This window comes from Mesorhizobium sp. M0106, assembly GCF_040322715.1.
Taxonomy (GTDB): Bacteria; Pseudomonadota; Alphaproteobacteria; order Rhizobiales; family Rhizobiaceae; genus Mesorhizobium.
Genome location: NZ_JAMYUA010000009.1, coordinates 106,181 through 125,741 on the forward strand (window position 1 = coordinate 106,181; position 19,561 = coordinate 125,741).

Sequence of the window (19,561 nt, forward strand, 5' to 3'; positions counted from 1 at the left end):
CTCACCCGCAGTTCAGATACGAGCTCGATGGCGTACCGTACGTTACGGTTCGGCTTTATGGCGTATTGCCCGACCCGACGCAAGCCTTTATTTCTGTTTGCTCCATGCGGGGCATCACGGGAGACACGGATCATGCTCGCCGGATTGCTTGCCTTGACCGTTGCCGCAGTGTTCGCCGGCGCGGCTATCTACGTCAGCGTCGCCGAGCAGCCGGCGCGGCTTCGCCTCGATGACAAGGCATTGCTGCAGGAATGGCAGCCTTCGTACAAACGCGGCGCCGCCATGCAAGCCTCGATCGCCGTCATCGCCTGTATTCTGGGCCTCGTCGCCTGGTGGCTGACCGGCAATCTCGCTCATCTGGCCGGCGCCGTGCTGATCATCCTGCCTTGGCCATGGACGCTGCTGGTGATGATGCCGGCAAATAGGTTGCTGGAGGCGATGGACGCGAACTCCGTCAATCCTGAAGCTCGGACATTGATCGCCAAATGGGGCAATCTGCATCTGGTCCGCGTCGGGCTTGGCGTTCTGGCGACGTTGGCATTCCTCTTGGGCAGTGCCTGACCTCGCCAATCGGTGCCATCTTCGTCATGAAGGCGTGTCACTCCAGGGCGGGCGGATCTCGCAGGCGCCCAAGCAGAGCTGACAGCACATCGAGCTCATCATTGGAAAGCCGGGAGCCGACCAACTCCGCGATCGACCGGCCGTAGACAGCCCACATGCGGCGGCGCGTCTCGCGTCCCTTGTCTGTGACGCGGACCGTTTGCCCGCGGCCGTCATCGGCAACTGGAAGCTTCTCGACCTGCCCGTCGGCTTCGAGCCGCGCCAGCAGCCGGGAGATGTTGTACTGCGCAAACAGGGTGCGCTCGGTGAGTTGGAACGGCCGCAATCCGGCCTCGCCCGCCTCGGCAAGCTCATGCAGGACGTCGTACCAGGCAAGCGGCGGCAGGCCACTGTCCTTCAGCGCGTCCTCGGCTCGTTCCAACAACTGGCGCGAAACCCGCATCAGGCGGGCCCAGGCCTTGATGGCTGGAGGTGAAGGAATCCCGGTCATGATTGCATCGTAGGCGATAGATGCAATTGCATCAAGCTTGACGATCGATGCAAATGCATCTATATAGATGCAATCGCATCAATCATGAGAGGCAATTCCGATGAAGCATGAAATCTGCAAGATCGCCGACATTCCGGAAACAGGCAGCCTGATCGCTCCGTTCTTCGGCCGCGAGGTCCATGTCTATCGCAGCGGCGAGCGTATCCGCGCCGCCGCCAACGTCTGCCTGCATTTCGGTGGCCCGCTCGACTGCAAGGACGGCAAGCTCGTCTGCCAATGGCACGGCGCCTCGTTCGACATGGCCAACGGTGATCGCCTCGAAGGCCCGGCGCCGAAGGGCTCCCGCCTGATGTTCCTCTCCACCCGCGTCGAGGACGGCGCATTGAACTATGTCTGGGAGAGTGAGATGATCGACAAGCTCATCCTCGTCAGCCACCATCTTTGTCCCTATGTGCAGCGCGCGGCGATTTCACTTCGCGAAAAGGACGTGCCATTCGAGCGCATCACGGTCGATCTCGCCAACAAGCCTGCCTGGTTCAAGGCGATATCGCCGCTCGGCAAGGTGCCGCTGCTCCGCGTTGAGCATGACGGCCAGGAAACGGTGATCTTCGAATCGCTCGTCATCCTCGAATTCCTCGAGGAAACCCAGCCCAATCCGCTGCATCCCACCGACCCCTATGCCCGTGCCCGGCATCGCGCCTGGATCGAGTTCGGCTCGGCAATCCTCAATGCCATCGGCCGCTTCTATTCAGCACTCACCGAAGCCGCCTTCATCGCCGAACGCGGGGCTCTGGCAGCAATGTTCGATCGCCTGGACGTGGAACTGGCGAACGGCGCGGCTGGGCCACGGTTCGACGGCGAGCGCTTTTCACTGCTCGACGCGGTCTACGGGCCGATTTTCCGTTATTTCGAGGTCTTTGACCGGATCGGCGATTTCGGCATCCTGGACGGAAAACCGCATATCCAGGCGTGGCGCAAGGCATTGCACGAACGCCCATCCGTGAAGGACGCGGTCGCTCCCGATTATCCGGAACGCCTCCACGCATTCTTGCAGGCTAAGGGTTCGCACCTTTCGGAAATCATCCGCCAAAACGATCCGGCCACAGCGCTTCCGCAAGCCCGATCGGCTTGAATGGATTGAGCACCGTTCCTGTAACCATGGAAGCCGCTGTCTCGGCCTTGAGGCTCAGCCCTCGGCAGCATCGAAAATCTTCCGCGCCTCGCGTACAGCGCCGTGATTGAGCTCGGCCCATTGGATCAGCTGATGCAAGGGTCCAAACATCGAGCGCCCGAGATCGGTGAGGCTGTATTCGACGCTCGGCGGTTTGGTCGGAAACACCTGGCGATGCACATAGCCGTCGCGCTGCAGATCGTGCAGCGTCTGGGTGAGCATTCGCTGTGAAATATCGGGCACCAGCCGCCGCAATTCGCCGAACCGGTACGGCTTCTCGGCCAAGGCCTCCATCAGCAGTGAACTCCATTTATTGCTTATGCCCTGGATCACGTCGCGAACCGGGCAATCCGCAAGGTTTCCGCCACCGCTGCCTGCTTTGTATATCTCGAGCTTCGATCTCAGATTGACGATCTTGCCGTCCATGGCTGGTTCCCTGGATGTGCCTACCTCCCGCAAAACTGCCTTCTTTACGAGGATGGGTCAATTCCTATTTTAGTGTTGGTCTCTTTTTGAGACTAACATATGCACCCGCCGCTCCGGCGCAACGTCAGGACATCTCATGACCGACACCCTTCTCGTCACCGGCGCCTCCGGCCAGCTTGGCCGCGGCGTCATCAATCATCTTCTTGACACGCTCAAGGTCTCCCCTCAGCGCATCATCGCCGCCACCCGCAATCCGGAAAATCTGGCCGATCTGGCAGCCCGAGGCGTCACCATCCGGGCGGTTGACTTTGACGACACCGCGTCGTTGGCCAGTGCATTTACCGGCGCCGACAGGGTTCTGATCATTTCGACAAACGAGCTCGCCGTTCCGGGCAAGCGCCTGAAGCAACATGAGGCCGCGGTCGCCGCCGCAAAAAGCGCCGGCGTTTCGCATCTGCTCTACACGTCGATGCCCAATCCGGAGCCAGGATCGCCGGTACTGTTTGCGCCCGATCACCACGGCACCGAGCAGGCGATCAAGGCGAGCGGTATCCCCTACACCATCTTCCGCAACGGCTGGTATCAGGAGAACCTGTTCATGGCGCTGCCGCACGCCATCGCCTCGGGGCACTGGTACACATCCGCTGGAGACGGCCGCATTGCACACGGCGCGCGCGACGATATGGCCGCGGCAATCGCCGCCGGCCTCGCTTCGAGTGCAACCGAAAGCACGACATACACACTGACCGGCCCCAAGGCCCACACGATGGCCGAGATTGCGGCCCTCGTCACCGAGGTCACCGGCAACCCGATCGAAGTCGTCCAGCTTTCGGATGAAGCGCTGACCGAGGGATTGAAGGCAGCCGGCGTTCCCGAAGCTTTTGCGCCTGTCATCGTTTCCTTCGACACCAACACCCGCTCCGGCCGGATCGGCATGGTGACCGACGCGGTCGAGACGCTGTCCGGCAGGAAGCCGCAGCCGCTGAAGCAATTTCTTGAAGCAAACAAGGCGGCTCTGGTGAGCTGAGCCTCACAATGGCCGTGCACTCAAAGGGCACGGCCATTTGTTCAGATAGCCACCTGCGTCCCGATCTCGACCACCCGTCCGGTCGGGATCTGGAAATATTCCGTCGCATCGGCCGCCGTGCGCGCCAGCCCGATGAACAGCTTGTCCTGCCAGACCGGCATGCCGGAATTGGGCGAGGCCTTGAGAGAGCGCCGCGACAGGAAGAAGGAGGTCGTCATGATGTCGAACTTCCAGCCCTGTTTGCGGCAGATCGCCAGCGCACGCGGGATGTTGGGCTGCTCCATGTAGCCGAAGGTCAGCGTCACCCGCATGAACAGCTCGTTGACCATTTCCATCTTGACGCGCTCGCTGTCGGGCACAACCGGCTGCGGTGCCGTCACCACCGAAAGGATGACGTTCTGCTCGTGCAGCACCTTGTAGTGCTTCAGGCTGTGCATCAGCGCGGTCGGCGCGCTCAGCGGGTCGCTGGTCAGGAACACCGCGGTGCCCGACACCAGATGCGGTTTCTTCTTCAGCAGATTGCCGGCAAGGAAATCGAGCGGGATCTCGTTCCGGCGCGTCTTGTCGAACAAATAGCGGCTGCCGCGGATCCAGGTCCACATAGTCATCACGATAACTGCGGCGATGGCAAGCGATGCCCAGCCACCTTCAAACACCTTGACTATGTTGGCGGCAAAGAAGCCGGTATCGACGAAGGCGAACACGGCCATCAAGGCGATCGCGACGCCGAGCGGCCATTTCCAGATGCGCGTCATCACAACAAAAAGCAGCACATTCGTCACCAGCATGTTGCCGGTCACCGAAATACCGTAGGCCGAGGCCAGGCGGCTGGATTCGCCGAAGCCGACCACCAGCAACATCACCACCAGCGCCAGCATCAGGTTGATGCGCGGCAGATAGATCTGGCCCGACTGTTTTTCCGACGTATGCTGGATAACGAAACGCGGCAGCATATTGAGCTGCACCGCCTGTCTGGTCAGCGAAAAAGCGCCGGAGATCACCGCCTGGCTGGCGATGACGGTCGCCGCCGTCGCCAGCACGACCATCGGAATAAGCGTCCAGCCCTGGTTCATCTCGAAGAATGGATGACCGACAACGCCGCCATTTGCCAGCACGAAGGCGCCTTGCCCGACATAGTTGAGCAACAGACAAGGGAACACGATTGCCAGCCAGGCGAGTACGATCGGCTTGCGGCCGAAATGGCCGAGGTCGGCATAGAGCGCCTCGGCGCCGGTGACGGCGAGGAAGACCGCACCAACCGTGACGAACGCGACATCGGGCGAGTTGACCAGGAACGACACGATGTAATGCGGGCTGATCGCCAGCAGGATTTCCGGATCGGCGATGATGTGGTTAATGCCGGAAAGGCCGATGGCCAGGAACCACAGAGCCGTGACTGGCCCGAACACCAAACCTACGCCGCCGGTGCCGAATCGCTGTACCGCAAACAGGATCGCCAGGATGGCCAGTGTCAGCGGCACCACATAGGGCTGGAATGTCGGCGTGACGACATTCATACCTTCGACCGCCGATAGCACCGAGATCGCCGGCGTAATGACTGCGTCGCCGAAAAAAAGCGCCGCGCCGACGATGCCGATGCCGAGGATCACCGCCGAGCGCGTCGGGAAACTGTTGCGCGCCAGCGCCATCAGCGACAGCACCCCTCCCTCGCCTCGATTGTCGGCGCGGAGCACGAACATGATGTATTTGATGGTGACGGTGATCGTCAGCGACCAGATGATCAGCGATAACACGCCGAGGATGTCGCCACGGTTGGCGACGTTGCCACCGGCCGATGCATGCAACGCCTCGCGAAATGCATAGATCGGGCTGGTACCAATATCGCCGTAAACCACGCCGAGCGCGCCCAGCATCAGCACCTTGGTGCTGTGCTGCTCGACCTCAGAATGGCTGGATTGTTCGACAGGTTCTGCCTCGTTACCAGCATTGGTAAGGGCCATGGACGACACTCCGGTAAGCGGGCGGTGCTCTACGCTTGCTGCGCTGCAATATCAAGTGCCGTGACGTAATGGCTCCGTCCCGATATTGCGAGTCCTCCACGACTTGGCAGACTCAGTCCGATCGGCAGACCACCTGGAATGTCGCAACGGACACGTTTTTAAATAGCCACCTGCGTCCCGATCTCGACCACCCGTCCGGTCGGGATCTGGAAATATTCCGTTGCATCGGCCGCCGAGCGCGCCAGCCCGATGAACAGCTTGTCCTGCCAGACCGGCATGCCGGAATTGGGCGACGCCTTGAGTGAGCGCCGCGACAGGAAGAAGGACGTCGTCATGATGTCGAACTTCCAGCCCTGCTTGCGGCAGATCGCCAGCGCACGCGGGATATTGGGCTGCTCCATATAGCCGAAGGTCAGCGTCACCCGCATGAACAGCTCGTTGACGGTCTCCATCTTGACGCGCTCGCTGTCGGGCACGACAGGCTGCGGCGCCGTCACCACCGAAAGGATGACGTTCTGCTCGTGCAGCACCTTGTAGTGCTTGAGGCTGTGCATCAGCGCCGTCGGCGCGCTCAGCGGGTCGCTGGTCAGGAACACCGCGGTGCCCGACACCAGATGCGGCTTCTTCTTCAGCAGATTGCCGGCGAGGAAATCCAGCGGGATCTCGTTCCGGCGCGTCTTGTCGAACAAATAGCGGGTGCCGCGTATCCATGTGGACATGATCAGCCCCATGCCGCAAGCGACCGTGATCGACACCCACCCGCCTTCGAGGATCTTAACGACGTTTGCGAGGAAAAATCCGGTATCGATCGTGCCGAACAGCAGTGTGAGCGCGGCTGCCAGTGCAAGCTGCCATTTCCACCGGAACCGCATCACCACGAACAGCAGGATGGTTGTCATCAGCATTTCGCCAGTCACCGAAATGCCATATGCGGAAGCCAGCGAACTCGAGCTGCCAAAGCCGACCACCAGCAACATCACGCCCAGCGCGACCACCAGATTGACCCGCGGCATGTAGATCTGGCCGGACTGCATCTCGGAAGTATGCTGCACCTCGATACGTGGCAGCAGATTGAGCTGCACCGCCTGCCGCGTCAGCGAGAAAGCGCCGGAGATCACCGCCTGACTTGCGATCACCGTCGCTGCCGTGGCCAGCCCAACCATGGGCATTAGCGCCCAATCCGGCAGCATCTGGAAGAATGGATTGGTGGGTTTGCCGCCGTTGGCCAGAACGAACGCGCCTTGTCCGAAATAGTTGAGGAGCAGACAAGGGAACACCACGGAGAACCACGCCAGCACGATCGGCCTGCGGCCGAAATGGCCGAGATCGACATAAAGGGCTTCGGCCCCGGTGACCGCCAGGAACACCGCCCCGACCGTGACGAACGCACCGGTGGGCGTATTGGCCAGATAAGCGACCGCGTAATAGGGATTGATCGCCAGCAGGACCGACGGGTCGTCCAGCAGATGGTAGACCCCGGCGGCGCCGATCGCCAGGAACCACGCTGCCGTCACCGGTCCGAACACGGCCGCCACCCTGCCGGTGCCAAAGCGTTGCACGGCAAAAAGTATTGCCAGGATGATCAGCGTGATCGGAACAACATAAGTTTCCAGCGTCGGGGTCACCACTTCCAGGCCCTCGACCGCCGAAAGCACGGAGATGGCCGGCGTTATGATGGCGTCGCCGAAAAACAGCGCCGCGCCGCAAAGTCCGATCCCCAGAATGAACCGGGCTCCCTTTGGATAAGCGTTGCGCGCAAGCGCCATCAGCGACAGCGTGCCGCCCTCACCCTTGTTGTCGGCTCTGAGCACGAAAGCGACGTACTTTATCGTGACGATGATCGTCAGCGCCCAGACGATAAGCGACAGCACGCCAAGGACGTCGTTGCGCGCTACCGGTCCCGACGATGCGTGCAGCGCTTCCCGAAACGCGTAGATTGGGCTCGTGCCGATATCGCCGTAAACCACGCCCAACGCGCCCAGCATCAAAACTCTGGTGCTGTGCTGCTCGGCCTTGGAGTGGCTGGATTGTTCGATGGGTTCTGCCTCGCTACCAGCGTGGGCAAGGGCCATGGACGACACTCCCATAGACGTGCGGCGCTCTATGCTGCGGGATGGAAAGGACGCGCTGCCGTGCCGGGAACGCATGGCCTATCGGCTCGCCTTTCTCTACCAGCCACAAGCCTTCAGAAACCGCCTGACCGTTGCGGCCATGCCATACTCCAACGCATCGGCTGTCAACCCATGTCCGATCGACACTTCGGCCAATGCCGGGATGCGCCTGGCCAGTGCCGGCAAATTGCTCACCACAAGGTCGTGCCCGGCATTGACCTGGAGCCCTGCAGCCAGTGCGGCATCCGCCGTTTTTCCCAATTTCTCCAATTCCTTCGCCGCTTTTGCCGAATCGGAATGATAGCTGCCGTATGGACCCGTATAGAGTTCGATCCGGTCGGCGCCGGTGTCGCGAGCGGCGTTCACGCCAGCGGGATCCGGATCGGAAAACAGCGATACGCGAAAGCCTCCCTTCTTCAGGCGCTTGACGACCGGTCTCAGGAACGCAGCCTCGGCGGCGAAGTTCCAGCCATGGTCGGAAGTCGCCTGCGCCGGGTCGTCGGGCACCAGCGTCACCTGCTCCGGCTGGTGCTTTTCCACAAGCGCCAGGAAATCCTCGCTCGGATAGCCCTCGATGTTGAATTCCGCATTCGGGAACTCGTCGTCGATCAGCGCCCTGATCTCAGGCAGATCGGAATGCCTGGTGTGCCGCTCGTCGGGTCGCGGGTGCACCGTCAGCCCATGCGCGCCGGCAGCAAGCGCGATGCGTCCAAGCCCGGTCACGCTTGGCCACGGCAGGTCGCGTCGGTTGCGCAGCATGGCGATGGCATTAAGGTTGACGGAAAGCTTTGCAGGCATTTGCACGGCTCCAGGCTGATCTTGGCGCGCATCTATACCGCCTTTAACGGGAACAGACAGAGGGTTTCAGGTGTTCCAAGGTGTGCGAAGAAAATCGAGCGCAAGGAGTTCCCTGTTGAATTTTCTCGAGGCCGTGCCGGCGGTTCGCCGCATCGACACCGATCGCGAAGATCTTTTCGCCATCGATGTCGTCGGCCATGTCGCAGCGGCTGACGCCGAAAACCTGTTCGGATTGCTGGAGGCGGCCTATGCGCTGCATCCGAAGATCGACGTGCTGGTGCGCCTGATCGACCATGAGGGTGTCGACTGGGCCGACGTATCGGACGAGACGATCGAACAGGGCATAGCTCATGCCGTGGAGCATATCGGCCGCTGCGCGGCGATCGGTGAGCCGAACTGGATACCGGAGGCAAGAGCCTTTTTGCCTGCCTCTTTGCCTATCGAACTCCGGCATTTCGAGGCCAAGGACGAAGCCGCCGCCTGGGAATGGCTTGACGCCAGACCGATCGCCCAGCGCTGATACGACGGACCTGACAGCCCTATCGGACGATCGTCAACCGTTCGGCCGCGCGCGTGATCGCGGTGTAGAGCCAACGCTGGCGAGTTTCCTTGAATGCCCAGCTTTCGTCGAAAAGCACGATCTCGTTCCATTGCGACCCTTGCGCCTTGTGCACGGTCAGCGCGTAACCGTAATCGAAATCGTCGAAGCGCTTCTTCTGCTGCCAGGGAATGTCGGCGTCGGGATCCTCGAATGCGGCCTTGAGCAGCTTGATCTTGGCGACGCCGCGATCCGGGTCATCTTCCTCCGGTGAGACCAGCAGATTGATGCCGGGCTTGACCGTCTCGCGCGACGAGGTCATCACCTTCCACAGCGAGCCGTTGAGCAGTCCCTTGGCCGGATCGTTGCGCAGACAGACCAGCTTGTCGCCGGCTTGCGGATAATCGGCGTTGAACCCCTTCAGCTCGCGCAGCCGCTGGTTATAACGGCGGCGCGTGCGGTTGGTACCGACCAGCACCTGGTCCGCCTTCAGCACCAGTTCCTGGGTGACGTCTTCCTTGCCGATCACCTGCGCCGCGCCATAGTCGCCGCGCATGAACTCGCGGCCCTCGCGCACGTCGAGCGCAAGCCGGATGATCGGGTTGTCTCGCGCCTGGCGATGGATTTCGGTGAGCAGAATGTCCGGCTCATGGTCCGTGAAGAAGCCGCCGCCGGAAATTGGCGGCAACTGGCCGGGATCGCCGAGCACCAGGATCGGCGTGCCGAAGCTCATCAGGTCACGGCCGAGTTGCTCGTCGACCATTGAGCATTCGTCGATGACGACGAGCTTGGCGCGCGAGATCGGGCTCTGCCGGTTGAGCGAAAATGTCGGCGACATCGATGTCTTGCCGGTTACCTCGTCCGCTACCGATTCTTCGCCCTTCGGCCGGTAGATCAGCGAATGGATGGTGCGGGCATTGACCGCGCCCTTGGAACGCAGCACCTGCGCCGCCTTACCCGTAAACGCGGCGAACTGCACCTGGCCGTCGACATGCTCGGCGAAATAGCGCGCCAGCGTCGTCTTACCGGTGCCGGCATAGCCGAACAGCCGGAACAGCTGCGGCTTGCCGGCTTTCAGCCAGCCGGCCACCGCCTTCAGCGCTTCGTCCTGTTGAGGGGAGAATTCCATCAGCGCGACAGACCGGATTCGCGAGGGAAAGACAAGGTGACTGCCGTCACCATCAATTTTCATCGCCGGCAATCACGCCGCTGCGACAGGGTCAGGCTATCAGTGACGAACAGGAACGTAAAGAGAACAAGGCCAGGCGACCGCAGCTTACCCGGCCCGCTGTGGATCGTTCTCCAGCTGGATCGGCTTGCCATGCGGCGTTGCATGCGCGGCGCGTTCCCAGGCAGCGGCGAGCGCATCGACGTCGCGCTTTCCGGCAACGCCCTTGGCCAAAAGCAGCTTTTCCAGCGCTGCCAGCCAGTGCTCGTAGTAATCGTGACCGTCGCGCGCGGCGCCCGGCCGCTTCACCTCTGCCGACAAAGCATCCGCCCATTCGCTCCACGAAAACAGCCCGTTGTCGTGCAGTGCTACCGTCATGGCAAAGGCCTCTGCTTGCCACGGCTCGGCAAACACAGGCGCCTCGACACCGGCGGGCAGCATGGCGGCGACTGAGCCCGTCTCACGCCGGCTCAAGGTAGCTCTCCCAGGCATCGATCGACACGACGAGTGTCGGATCGGCGCGCTCGCCCCAGATTTCGCCGCCGGTGAAGGCCACCGTATAGACCCATTGCGGGTTTTCGCCCTGGCCGTGCGCATTGGTGTCGGGAAAGACAAAGCCGTCGCGCACAGCCTCGACGACACCTCGCTTGCCGCGTGCATAGCGCGGCAGTCTGGTGTGGCCGGTCGGATGAAAGTTCCTGGTTCGCACGGGGTCGCCCGCCTTGAACCGCGCAGGCACGGCGACAGGCCGGTCGCAGTGCCCGCCCTTGGCCAGCACCGCCGGAACGTCCTTAGCCTTCAGCACCCGTTTGGGTGTCGCTGCCGGGTCGACTGCGTCGCCCGTAGCCAGGTCGCGGTCGCTGACGAAACCATGGCGTTTGAGCAGCACCTCCAGCGCCTTGATCCATATCTGGTAGTAGCTGGAGGCATAATAATCCGCTGGATGCAGCGATTCCCGCGCGTGCCGACTCTCGTCGATGGTCCAGGCGCCCATGGCGCCGGCGCACAACGTCACGCCCAGCGCCCGCCTTTCCCAATCGGCATGGAAATAGGGTTCGTCCGGTTCGGGCGCGACCGGCCCGAAACCCATCTGGCCGCCGAGATCCTGCGGCCCGTTCATGCCGGCTCCCGCGCCAACGCGGTGCCGATCATGGCATCGCGCGTCACCAGATCGGCGAGCAGTGCCTCATCCCAGCCCTCGGTGCCCCTTGGCTGCATAGGCACCACCAGATAGCGCAGCTCGGCGGTCGAATCCCACACCCGGATTGTCGTCCTCGCCGGCAAGGTCAGACCGAATTCCTCGAGCACGCCGCGCGGATCGATCACTGCGCGCGAACGGTAGGGCGGCGCCTTGTACCAGACCGGCGGCAAGCCGAGCACCGACCACGGATAGCAGGAACATAGCGTGCAGACGACGAGGTTGTGCGTGTCGGCCGTATTGAAGACCGCCTGCATGTGCTCGCCTTGCCGGCCGGTGTAGCCGAGCGATTCGATGGCCGCCGTCGCATCACGCTTCAGCCATGCGGCAAACGCGGGATCAACCCAGGCTTTCGCCACCACCTTTGCGCCGTTGCGCGGCCCGATCTTGGTCTCATAGGTGTCGACAATGACATCGATCGCCGCCGGATCGATCAGGCCTTTGCGGGTGAGAATCGTCTCCAGCGCGCGCACCCGCGCCGCAAAAGGATCAAGCTCGTTGTCGTGGTCGTGATTGTGCGGCATGGCGTCAAATTACGATCGCGGACCTCCGGCCGCAAGCACCACGGCTTGGGCCAGCGCTATTCGGCTGCCGCCTTCTGCGGCACTGGTTCTTCCTCCTCGTCGAACAGTGACGGCTGGTCGACCGCTTCGACCGGCCTCGGCTCGCCCCGGCGCCGCGCCCACAGCCTGACCAGCCAGCCGGAAAAATGCTCCATGTAGACGTAGATGACGGGCGTGACGAACAGCGTCAGTGCCTGCGAGGCGACAAGACCGCCGACCACGGCCACGCCGAGAGGCTGGCGCAGTTCCGCGCTGGCGCCGGTGCCGAGCGCGATCGGGATGGTACCCATCAGCGCGGCAAGCGTGGTCATCATGATCGGCCGGAAGCGCATCAGGCAGGCCTTGTGGATGGATTCGACGGGCGACATCCCCTCGCGCCTGAGTTCCAGCGCCACGTCGATCATCATGATGCCGTTCTTCTTGACGATGCCGATCAGCATCAGGATGCCGATCACCGCGATCACCGACAGATCCATCCCCGCCAGCCGCAGTGCCACCAGCGCGCCCAGCACCGCCGACGGAAGCCCGGTCAGGATGGTAAGCGGATGGATGAAGCTCTCATAAAGCATGCCGAGCACGATATAGATGGTCAGGATCGCGCCGCCGATCAGCAGCCCCTGGTTGGAAAGCGAATCCTGGAACGTCTTGGCCGTGCCCGAGAAGGCGGTCGAGATCGTCGGCGGCATGCCGATCTTGTCCTTCAGCGCGTTGATGTGGCTCACGCTGTCGCCGAGGGCCACGCCTTGCGGCAGATTGTAGGAGATGGTCACTGCCGGAAGCTGGCCGAGCTGGTTGACGGTCAAAGCACCGGCGGTCCGATCGACGCGGGCGAACGCACCGAGCGGCACCAGGCTGCCGCTCGCCGTTCTCACCTTGATGGCCAGCATCCGCTCGGGCGACCACTCGATCTTCGGATCGAGCTCCATGATCACGTCGTAGCTGTCGGCCGAACCGAAGATGGTCGACACCTGCTGGGTGCCGAAACCGCCATAGAGGCTGGAGCGCAACGTGTCGGTATCGACACCGAGGTTCGCCGCCTTGTCGCGGTCGATCACCAGCGTCGCCTGTAGCGCGTTGTTCTGCAGGTCATTGGTGACGTCGGTGAAGGCGGCATGATCGGCAGCCATCGCGTCCGTCAGCCTTTGCGCCCAGACGTTCGTCAGGCCGGTATCGAGGCCCTGCACGGCAAGCTGGTAGGCACTCGCCGAAGAACGCGCGCCGAGCCGCAGGTTCTGCACCGGTTGCATGTAGGTTTCGATGCCGGGCACATTGGCAAGCTGGCGCCGTAGATCCGAAAGCACCTTGTCGATGTTCGGTCGGTGGTCCTTGTCTTTCAGCTGCACAAACAGCTGGCCCTGGTTGAGCGCATTGTTTCCACTGCCCGCCGACCAGCCGACATGCGCCACGTAGGGCGAATGGGTGAAGACATCCGCCACTTGCCCCTGCAGCTTCACCATCGCGTCAAACGAAATGTCCTGGCGCGCGATGGTCGTCACCGAGACCTGGCCGATATCCTCCTGCGGGAAGAAGCCCTTCGGCGAGATCTGGATCAGCCACACCGACAGCCCGGCGGTCACGAGGAAGACAAGGCAGACCAGGAAATTGTGGCGCAGACAGAATGTCAGCAACCAGTCATAGCCCCGCATGAAGACGTTTTGTCTATGGTCCTCGCCGTGCGCTGCCTTCTGCTCGGCTTTCGATAATGACAACAGCCGCGAACACAGCATCGGCGTCAGTGTCAGCGAGACGAACATCGACGCCAGGATGGCGACCGTCACCACCACCGCGAATTCGTTGAAGATGCGCCCGATCACGCCGCCCATCAAAAGCACCGGAATGAACACGGCGACCAGCGAGATCGAGATCGAGATGATGGTGAAGCCGATCTCGCGCGCGCCCTTGAGCGACGCCTCGAGGGCCGAGAACCCGTCCTCCTCCATATGGCGGAAAATATTTTCCAGCATGACGATGGCATCGTCGACGACAAGGCCGACCGCCAATGTCAGCCCCATCAATGAGACGTTGTCGATGGAAAAGCCGAACAGGTACATCACGCCTAGCGTGGCGATGAGCGAAATCGGCACCGCCACAGCCGGGATGACCGTCGCCGTTACCCGGCGCAGGAACAGGAAGATCACCATCACCACCAGCGCGATGGTGAGCAGCAGCGTGAACTGCACGTCATCGACCGCCTCGCGGATCGATGTCGAGCGGTCGTTGAGCAACTGGATGCTCGCCGCTGCCGGCATCTGATCGTCGAAGGAAGGTAGCATCGCCTTGACGCGGTCGACGACGTCGACGGTATTGGCATCCGGCTGGCGCTGCACCGCCATGATGATGGCGCGCGTGCCGTCATACCAGCTTGCCGTCGTCGTGGTCTCGACCGAATCGATGACGCGGGTCACCTCGCCGAGCCGCACCGGATGGCCGTTCTTGGTGGCGATGATGATGTTGGAGAATCCCGCCGCATCGGTCAGCTGCGTGTTCGCGGTGATCGTCAGCTGCTGTTTGTTGTTCTTGAGCACGCCGAGCGGCGTGTTGCTGTTGGCCGAGGCAATGGCCGTCTGCAGCTGGTCGATCGAGATGCCCCGTGCGGCGAGCGCCGTCGGATCGATCTGGACGCGCACGGCATATTTCTGCTGACCGTAGATCGAAACCTGCGCAACGCCATCGATCGTCGACAGCGATGGCGAAATCACATTCTCGGCAAAGGCGTCGAGATCGGTCAGCGGAATGGTGTCGCTGACCAGCGACATCAGCAGGATCGGCGCGTCGGCTGGATTGACCTTGCGATAGCTCGGCGGGCTGGTCATCTCCGGCGGCAATTGTCGTTGCGTGCGTGCGATCGCTGCCTGCACGTCGGCCGCGGCGGCGTCTATGTCGCGGTTGAGCACGAACTGAATGGCGATCGAGGTCGAGCCGAGCGAGTTGGTCGTCGAAATCGAATCGATGCCGGCGATGGTGGCAAACTGCTTGATGAGCGGCGTTGCCACCGAGGTCGCCATGGTTTCCGGCGAGGCCCCGGGCAGCGAGGCCGAGACGTTGACCACCGGAAATTCGGCGCTTGGCAGTGCCGCCACCGGCAGGAATTTGTAAGCAAATAGCCCGCCCAGAACCAGAGCGAACGACATGAGCAGCGTGGCGACGGGCCTGCGGATGCAGAATTCGGAAATCATGGCTGTGTTCCGGCTGTCCGGTCAGCCTCGGCAACCTTCGGAGCCGCCTGATCGCCGGTGCCGGTCGAAGCCTTGCCTTCGCGCACCGCCGCGCCGTTCTTCAGTTTGGTCTGACCCTCGACGACGACACGCTCGCCGCTTTTCAATCCTTGGCTAATTGCGGTGTTGGTGCCTTCTGTCAGCGCGACCTGCACGGGCCGCATTTCAACGGTGTTGTCCGGCTTGATCACATAGACGAACGGGCCCTTCTGGCTGGGCTGGACGGCGACCGTCGGAACGGAGGTCATTTGTGGCATGATGCCGGCATCGAGCACGACGTTGACGTATTGGCCCGGCCATAGCGAAAGATCGGCGTTGGGCACACTGGCCCGCGTTGCGATCGTGCCGGACGCCGTGTCTACGCTGGAATCGACGAAATCCAGCGTTCCCTTGCCGATCTGCTTCGGGTCGCCGTCCTTGGTCAGCGTCACCGCACCTTGCTGCGGCGCTGCCAGCGCCTTGTGCAGCAAGGCAAGATCGCTTTCGGGGAGATTGAAGTTCACCTGCAGCGGGTCGACCTGCGTGATCGTCACCAGTGGAGTCGACGTGCTGCTGCCGTTGCTGGTGGTGACGAGATCGCCGACGGCGACGCTGACTGCGCCAAGCCTGCCGGAGATCGGCGCCCTGATCGTGGCGAAGCCAAGCTGGATTTGGTCCGCATCGATCGTTGCCTTGTCGGCGTCGACGGTGGCCGCGGCGGATTTCTGCGCCGCGACGGCCTGATCGTAGGTCTGCTGTGTTCCGGCCTGCCTGGCGACGAGATTTTTGGCGCGCTGAAGATCGGCCGTGGCGCTGGCAAGCAGCGCCTGGTCTTTCGCGAGCGTCGCCTGATCGCGTGCCAGTTGCGCCTTCAACGAGCGATCGTCCAGCGAGAAAAGAAGGTCGCCGGCCTTCACCATCTGTCCGTCCTTGACCGCGATTGCGACGATCTGGCTCGAGACCCGCGCGTTGATGCTGACCACGGCTGGAGAGGACACAAAGCCGATGGCATAGCGCCGGACCGGGAAATCGGCCGTCGTAGCGGTGGCGGCAACCACCGAAGTCGTACGCGCGGCATTTGCCGCTGCAGCGGGCTTGTCCGCCGTCGCCGTCTGCTTCGCCGACAGCATCTGCTGAAGACCGCTCATTGCGCTGGGCGAAAGATAGAGCCACGCCGCGGCAACGCAGGCTGCAGCGATCACCGCTAATACGATCTTTCCGCGCATCGACAAAAGACCTCTCGATCCGACACGCCGCTATCCGGTGGCCGTAGTCTAGCTCAACTCGCAGCCTCTTGCCGCGCTTTTGCCAGATAATAGAGGATGCCGACGGCGAAAAAGGGCCAAAACCCGTCATTACGAAGATTTAATGTGCAGTGCACAATAGAACGGCAGCTAACGCAGCATCGGCCACAGCGTCGCCGCAAGCATCACACCCATGGCGATGTTGAACCATTTGAGCCGCACCGCATCCGCCAGAAAGCCGCGCAGCGCCATGCCGAAACCGGCCCAGGTCGAAATGCTCGGCAGCATGACGACGGCGAAAGCGGCTCCGATCAGCACCACCGACACAAACGGGCGTTCCGGATTGGTATAGACGGCCATGGCTGTAATCGCCATCACCCAGGCCTTGGGATTGACCCACTGGAAAGCCGCAGCCTCGATGAAGCGCATCGGCTGGCCCTTCGCCTCGCCTTCGCCGCCGAGCGAGCGCGACATGGCGATCTTCCAGGCGAGATAAAGCAGGTAGAGGCCGCCGGCGATCTTCAACCCGGTATGCAGGACCGGAAAGGCCGTCAACACGGCGCCAAGCCCGAAGCCTACGGCAAGCAACAGCACGAGGAAGCCGATGCCGATGCCGAGCATGTGTGGCACGGTCTTGACCAAGCCGAAATTCACGCCCGAGGCCAAAAGCATGAAATTGTTCGGACCCGGCGTGATCGAGGTCACGAAGGCATAAACCAGCAGGGCGAAGAATGCGTCGAATGTCATGGAGGAATCGCAAAGATCAATAATACTAAAATACTGACTTAAATCGATGAAATGCTGAGTGCAAATGCAATTCGTTGGTCCACGCGCCCCAAGCGTTCCTTCATATCTTAGGCCAATATCCGCTGAGAACATCTATCTGCGGTAGGGCTGCACCGACCATAGATCTGAATCCGGGGCAGTTTCGCGCTGACGGCGCACGCGTCGCAGCCCTTTGCGTCTCGGCGTATTCTCCGGAATCTTGACGCTGTGCGCCAGACCCAGGATCGCCAGAACCTGAATGAATAGCCAGCCGAGATCGATCTGTCCGTGTTCCAGACCAAGCCGTGCAGACTCGGGAAACGCGTGATGGTTGCCGTGGAAACTCTCGCCGAACGTTACCAGCCCGAAACGCGGCAAATTGTATCCTTGCACGGCAACGTCGTCGACGCGCCATCCTTGCTCCCCATCCCGGTGCGCAAAATGCCCAACCAACCAATGCCCGGTAAGCGACACTGAAACGCGCACCGCGATTCCCCATACCACCCAATCCCAGCCGCCAAGTGCGAAAAAGAGGATCGCCCAGGGCAGTTGTTGCAGCATCCAGGTGCGTTCGACGAACTTGTAGAACCGGTCATTCCTGATCGAGGGTTCGATGACGAAGGTGGGTGGATTGCGCAAAGCGACCGCGCAATGCATCTGCCAGAAGGCATCGGTGAAAAATGGCCGACGATGGGCATGGAGATCGTGACATGCGGTCTGGCGCTGAGCCCAGTCACGAATATCGTGAGCATAGATCATCCCAAAAGGACCGGCCATGCCGACGAGCACGCCAAGGTAGACCAGCGCATGCTCGATCCAGATATGAACCTTGAACGACCGGTGGATGAGCAGACGGTGCATCCCCACCGAGTGTCCGGCGCAGATTGTCGCCGCCGTTGTCGCAACGAATAAGGCGAAGGCACTCCAGCTAAATGTCATCGGTCCCAACACAATGGCGGCTATCGTCATCGCCCCGACCCAGATCGACTTTGCCGGCACCCACACGACTTTGCCGTCTTCGGCGTCACTGTCCTGTTGGGAAATCATTCTGCCCGTGGATATGGTTTTCATCGGTACCCCTCCTCCTGCATGAACATTTCCGGACCACAGGCTTGCCTTCTGGCGCGTCTTCCGTTACTTAGGCAGTAAGCTAATCGTCTACTACTACGAATTAGGTATTTAGGCAATAGTCTAAATTAAAATGAGAAAAGCGGACCGAGGCGCAGCCAACGCCTCGGCATCACAAGGTGGCAGACAGTGATCGAAGATGCAGAGCACGCAGCGGATGCCGAAACGGCTGCTCACGCAAATGGCGCGATACAGCGCGTGTTTGAAGCGCTATCTTCAGCGCCCCGGCGCAAGATCCTCGCCTATCTTGCGCACTCTTCCCTAACGGCGGGCGAGATCGCGGCGCGCTTCGAGATGTCGAAACCGTCGATCTCGCAGCATTTGAGCATTCTCGAGACGGCCGGGCTCATCGCCAAGGAGCGGCACGGACAGTTCATCCACTACTCTCTGGTCCAGAACAATCTTGTGAACACGCTGAATGGATTTGTTCAGGATGTCTGCCCGGTATCGCGCCCTATCAAGAGAGAAAGCAAAGTACTTGGTCGAGGCGAGGCAGCGCAAAGATCGCACTTGCGCAAATCTGAAAAGCCCTAGCGGCTTTGCATCGTTTTCATGAGCGCCTTGGCGTATCGGCAGGCGTCAAATTCCATAGCGATCTCGCAAGACTTTTTGTAAGCGGCCATCGCCTCGGCTTCGTCCACAGAGACGCCTTCACCATGCTGAAGGGCGCTGCCATACATGGTGCAACCCCAGGCATCGCCCTCATTGCAGCTCAGCTTGAATGTGCGATAAGGGCAAGATTCATTGGCACTGCCGGCGGCAAGCAGTTTGTTTAGCCCAAGCCGACCCAAGAGAATTCCCGCGCCGCGATTTGTGCAGCCGCCGATACTGCCAATAGCGCAGGCCTGGGCGAACATCTCCTCGGTCCATTGCTTGTCTTCTGGCGAGTGCTCCTGGATGACCCTGGCCGTCTCGAAACAGGCTTCGCCCCTGCGTCCGTCGAAACACCGCTTGGCACAGGCCAAGACGTCTTTCTCACAACCTTGGTAATCTATTCCCGGCGTGGAAAAGAGCGCGTCATCGACGCCCGACGCCCTGCGCCAAATATCGGCCGGGCATTGTTGGAAATAATAGCTCGGTGTGCCCCTGCGGTCGATTTCTTCAAACAATTTCGGCAGCACTGACTTGTCGAATACCGGCTCCTGGCTGGCCGCCGCCGTCGTGACCGCAAGAACGATTGCGCCGGCGCCTGCTAGAATTGCCGCCGCGAGCATCATG

General features: G+C 61.5%; 19 protein-coding genes and 1 pseudogene. 6 read left to right on the plus strand and 14 right to left on the minus strand.

Annotation, left to right across the window (positions count from 1 at the left end; all coding sequences use genetic code 11):
- Nucleotides 1-132 precede the first annotated feature (132 nt).
- Nucleotides 133-561 carry an anthrone oxygenase family protein gene (locus tag NKJ55_RS11795; RefSeq protein ID WP_352450045.1) on the plus strand — a complete coding sequence of 143 codons (429 nt, stop codon included), beginning with the start codon at nt 133-135 and terminating at the stop codon, nt 559-561.
- A gap of 37 nt (nt 562-598) precedes the next feature.
- On the opposite strand, the gene NKJ55_RS11800 is transcribed toward NKJ55_RS11795, so the two are convergent.
- On the minus strand, nt 599-1,051 hold the full coding sequence (locus NKJ55_RS11800) for a MarR family winged helix-turn-helix transcriptional regulator (RefSeq protein ID WP_352450046.1): 453 nt from the start codon (nt 1,049-1,051) through the stop codon (nt 599-601).
- 100 nt (nt 1,052-1,151) lie between these two features.
- Here NKJ55_RS11800 and NKJ55_RS11805 point away from each other — a divergent pair.
- Together NKJ55_RS11805 and NKJ55_RS11810 are read left to right on the plus strand one after the other, a co-directional pair.
- Nucleotides 1,152-1,328: pseudogene (locus NKJ55_RS11805) on the plus strand (Rieske (2Fe-2S) protein); the annotation flags it as partial.
- Nucleotides 1,329-1,457: 129 nt separating this feature from the next.
- Nucleotides 1,458-2,183 carry a glutathione S-transferase family protein gene (locus NKJ55_RS11810; protein WP_352450132.1) on the plus strand — a complete coding sequence of 242 codons (726 nt, stop codon included), beginning with the start codon at nt 1,458-1,460 and terminating at the stop codon, nt 2,181-2,183.
- Nucleotides 2,184-2,237: 54 nt separating this feature from the next.
- Here NKJ55_RS11810 and NKJ55_RS11815 read toward each other — a convergent pair whose 3' ends face one another.
- On the minus strand, nt 2,238-2,648 hold the full coding sequence (locus NKJ55_RS11815; RefSeq protein WP_352450047.1) for a winged helix-turn-helix transcriptional regulator: 411 nt from the start codon (nt 2,646-2,648) through the stop codon (nt 2,238-2,240).
- Between the two features lie 136 nt (nt 2,649-2,784).
- Between NKJ55_RS11815 and NKJ55_RS11820 the strand changes: the two genes are divergently transcribed.
- Entirely contained in the window at nt 2,785-3,675 is an 891-nt protein-coding gene (locus NKJ55_RS11820; protein ID WP_352450048.1) for an SDR family oxidoreductase, read from the plus strand.
- Nucleotides 3,676-3,716: 41 nt separating this feature from the next.
- On the opposite strand, the gene NKJ55_RS11825 is transcribed toward NKJ55_RS11820, so the two are convergent.
- From NKJ55_RS11825 to NKJ55_RS11835, 3 genes are all read right to left on the minus strand, one after another.
- On the minus strand, nt 3,717-5,636 hold the full coding sequence (locus NKJ55_RS11825; protein ID WP_352450049.1) for a potassium transporter Kup: 1,920 nt from the start codon (nt 5,634-5,636) through the stop codon (nt 3,717-3,719).
- A 158-nt stretch (nt 5,637-5,794) separates the two neighbouring features.
- Nucleotides 5,795-7,708, minus strand: a complete 1,914-nt coding sequence (locus tag NKJ55_RS11830; protein WP_352450050.1) for a potassium transporter Kup — start codon at nt 7,706-7,708, stop codon at nt 5,795-5,797.
- Nucleotides 7,709-7,804: 96 nt separating this feature from the next.
- Nucleotides 7,805-8,545, minus strand: coding sequence for a pyridoxine 5'-phosphate synthase (locus NKJ55_RS11835; protein ID WP_352450051.1), 741 nt, complete (start codon nt 8,543-8,545; stop codon nt 7,805-7,807).
- A gap of 115 nt (nt 8,546-8,660) precedes the next feature.
- Between NKJ55_RS11835 and NKJ55_RS11840 the strand changes: the two genes are divergently transcribed.
- Complete coding sequence (locus NKJ55_RS11840) at nt 8,661-9,065, plus strand: SpoIIAA family protein (protein ID WP_352450052.1); 405 nt, start codon at nt 8,661-8,663, stop codon at nt 9,063-9,065.
- Nucleotides 9,066-9,084: 19 nt separating this feature from the next.
- On the opposite strand, the gene NKJ55_RS11845 is transcribed toward NKJ55_RS11840, so the two are convergent.
- The 8 genes from NKJ55_RS11845 to NKJ55_RS11880 all read right to left on the minus strand — a co-directional run bounded on the left by NKJ55_RS11845 (nt 9,085) and on the right by NKJ55_RS11880 (nt 18,286).
- Complete coding sequence (locus NKJ55_RS11845; RefSeq protein WP_023720791.1) at nt 9,085-10,212, minus strand: ATP-dependent DNA helicase; 1,128 nt, start codon at nt 10,210-10,212, stop codon at nt 9,085-9,087.
- A 147-nt stretch (nt 10,213-10,359) separates the two neighbouring features.
- Nucleotides 10,360-10,692: a nitrile hydratase accessory protein gene (locus NKJ55_RS11850; RefSeq protein WP_156937343.1), complete on the minus strand. Its 333-nt coding sequence runs from the start codon at nt 10,690-10,692 to the stop codon at nt 10,360-10,362.
- A gap of 19 nt (nt 10,693-10,711) precedes the next feature.
- On the minus strand, nt 10,712-11,371 hold the full coding sequence (gene nthB, locus NKJ55_RS11855; RefSeq protein ID WP_352450053.1) for a nitrile hydratase subunit beta: 660 nt from the start codon (nt 11,369-11,371) through the stop codon (nt 10,712-10,714).
- Entirely contained in the window at nt 11,368-11,973 is a 606-nt protein-coding gene (nthA, locus tag NKJ55_RS11860; protein ID WP_352450054.1) for a nitrile hydratase subunit alpha, read from the minus strand. The genes nthB and nthA overlap by 4 nt, the downstream gene beginning before the upstream one ends.
- A 56-nt stretch (nt 11,974-12,029) precedes the next feature.
- On the minus strand, nt 12,030-15,188 hold the full coding sequence (locus NKJ55_RS11865) for an efflux RND transporter permease subunit (RefSeq protein WP_352450055.1): 3,159 nt from the start codon (nt 15,186-15,188) through the stop codon (nt 12,030-12,032).
- Nucleotides 15,185-16,432: an efflux RND transporter periplasmic adaptor subunit gene (locus tag NKJ55_RS11870; protein ID WP_352450056.1), complete on the minus strand. Its 1,248-nt coding sequence runs from the start codon at nt 16,430-16,432 to the stop codon at nt 15,185-15,187. Before NKJ55_RS11870 ends, NKJ55_RS11865 begins: the two co-directional genes overlap by 4 nt.
- A 168-nt stretch (nt 16,433-16,600) precedes the next feature.
- Complete coding sequence (locus NKJ55_RS11875; protein WP_352450057.1) at nt 16,601-17,197, minus strand: LysE family translocator; 597 nt, start codon at nt 17,195-17,197, stop codon at nt 16,601-16,603.
- Between the two features lie 132 nt (nt 17,198-17,329).
- Nucleotides 17,330-18,286, minus strand: a complete 957-nt coding sequence (locus tag NKJ55_RS11880; protein ID WP_352450058.1) for an acyl-CoA desaturase — start codon at nt 18,284-18,286, stop codon at nt 17,330-17,332.
- Nucleotides 18,287-18,472: 186 nt separating this feature from the next.
- Between NKJ55_RS11880 and NKJ55_RS11885 the strand changes: the two genes are divergently transcribed.
- Nucleotides 18,473-18,877 (plus strand): metalloregulator ArsR/SmtB family transcription factor, encoded by a 405-nt coding sequence (locus NKJ55_RS11885; protein ID WP_352450059.1) that lies wholly within the window; start codon nt 18,473-18,475, stop codon nt 18,875-18,877.
- On the opposite strand, the gene NKJ55_RS11890 is transcribed toward NKJ55_RS11885, so the two are convergent.
- Complete coding sequence (locus NKJ55_RS11890; RefSeq protein ID WP_352450060.1) at nt 18,874-19,560, minus strand: SEL1-like repeat protein; 687 nt, start codon at nt 19,558-19,560, stop codon at nt 18,874-18,876. The two genes, NKJ55_RS11885 and NKJ55_RS11890, sit on opposite strands and share 4 nt — an antisense overlap.
- Nucleotide 19,561: the final 1 nt, after the last annotated feature.

Bases quoted from the DNA above. Each gene is read 5' to 3' on its own strand.
- nthA (WP_352450054.1), bottom strand. From the start codon at position 11,973: ATGCCGCACAATCACGACCACGACAACGAGCTTGATCCTTTTGCGGCG.
- NKJ55_RS11870 (WP_352450056.1), bottom strand. From the start codon at position 16,432: ATGCGCGGAAAGATCGTATTAGCGGTGATCGCTGCAGCCTGCGTTGCC.
- NKJ55_RS11830 (WP_352450050.1), bottom strand. From the start codon at position 7,708: ATGGCCCTTGCCCACGCTGGTAGCGAGGCAGAACCCATCGAACAATCC.
- NKJ55_RS11810 (WP_352450132.1), top strand. From the start codon at position 1,458: ATGATCGACAAGCTCATCCTCGTCAGCCACCATCTTTGTCCCTATGTG.
- NKJ55_RS11820 (WP_352450048.1), top strand. From the start codon at position 2,785: ATGACCGACACCCTTCTCGTCACCGGCGCCTCCGGCCAGCTTGGCCGC.
- NKJ55_RS11825 (WP_352450049.1), bottom strand. From the start codon at position 5,636: ATGGCCCTTACCAATGCTGGTAACGAGGCAGAACCTGTCGAACAATCC.
- NKJ55_RS11845 (WP_023720791.1), bottom strand. From the start codon at position 10,212: ATGGAATTCTCCCCTCAACAGGACGAAGCGCTGAAGGCGGTGGCCGGC.
- NKJ55_RS11835 (WP_352450051.1), bottom strand. From the start codon at position 8,545: ATGCCTGCAAAGCTTTCCGTCAACCTTAATGCCATCGCCATGCTGCGC.
- NKJ55_RS11795 (WP_352450045.1), top strand. From the start codon at position 133: ATGCTCGCCGGATTGCTTGCCTTGACCGTTGCCGCAGTGTTCGCCGGC.
- NKJ55_RS11865 (WP_352450055.1), bottom strand. From the start codon at position 15,188: ATGATTTCCGAATTCTGCATCCGCAGGCCCGTCGCCACGCTGCTCATG.
- NKJ55_RS11850 (WP_156937343.1), bottom strand. From the start codon at position 10,692: ATGCTGCCCGCCGGTGTCGAGGCGCCTGTGTTTGCCGAGCCGTGGCAA.
- NKJ55_RS11890 (WP_352450060.1), bottom strand. From the start codon at position 19,560: ATGATGCTCGCGGCGGCAATTCTAGCAGGCGCCGGCGCAATCGTTCTT.
- NKJ55_RS11880 (WP_352450058.1), bottom strand. From the start codon at position 18,286: ATGAAAACCATATCCACGGGCAGAATGATTTCCCAACAGGACAGTGAC.
- NKJ55_RS11875 (WP_352450057.1), bottom strand. From the start codon at position 17,197: ATGACATTCGACGCATTCTTCGCCCTGCTGGTTTATGCCTTCGTGACC.
- nthB (WP_352450053.1), bottom strand. From the start codon at position 11,371: ATGAACGGGCCGCAGGATCTCGGCGGCCAGATGGGTTTCGGGCCGGTC.
- NKJ55_RS11815 (WP_352450047.1), bottom strand. From the start codon at position 2,648: ATGGACGGCAAGATCGTCAATCTGAGATCGAAGCTCGAGATATACAAA.
- NKJ55_RS11800 (WP_352450046.1), bottom strand. From the start codon at position 1,051: ATGACCGGGATTCCTTCACCTCCAGCCATCAAGGCCTGGGCCCGCCTG.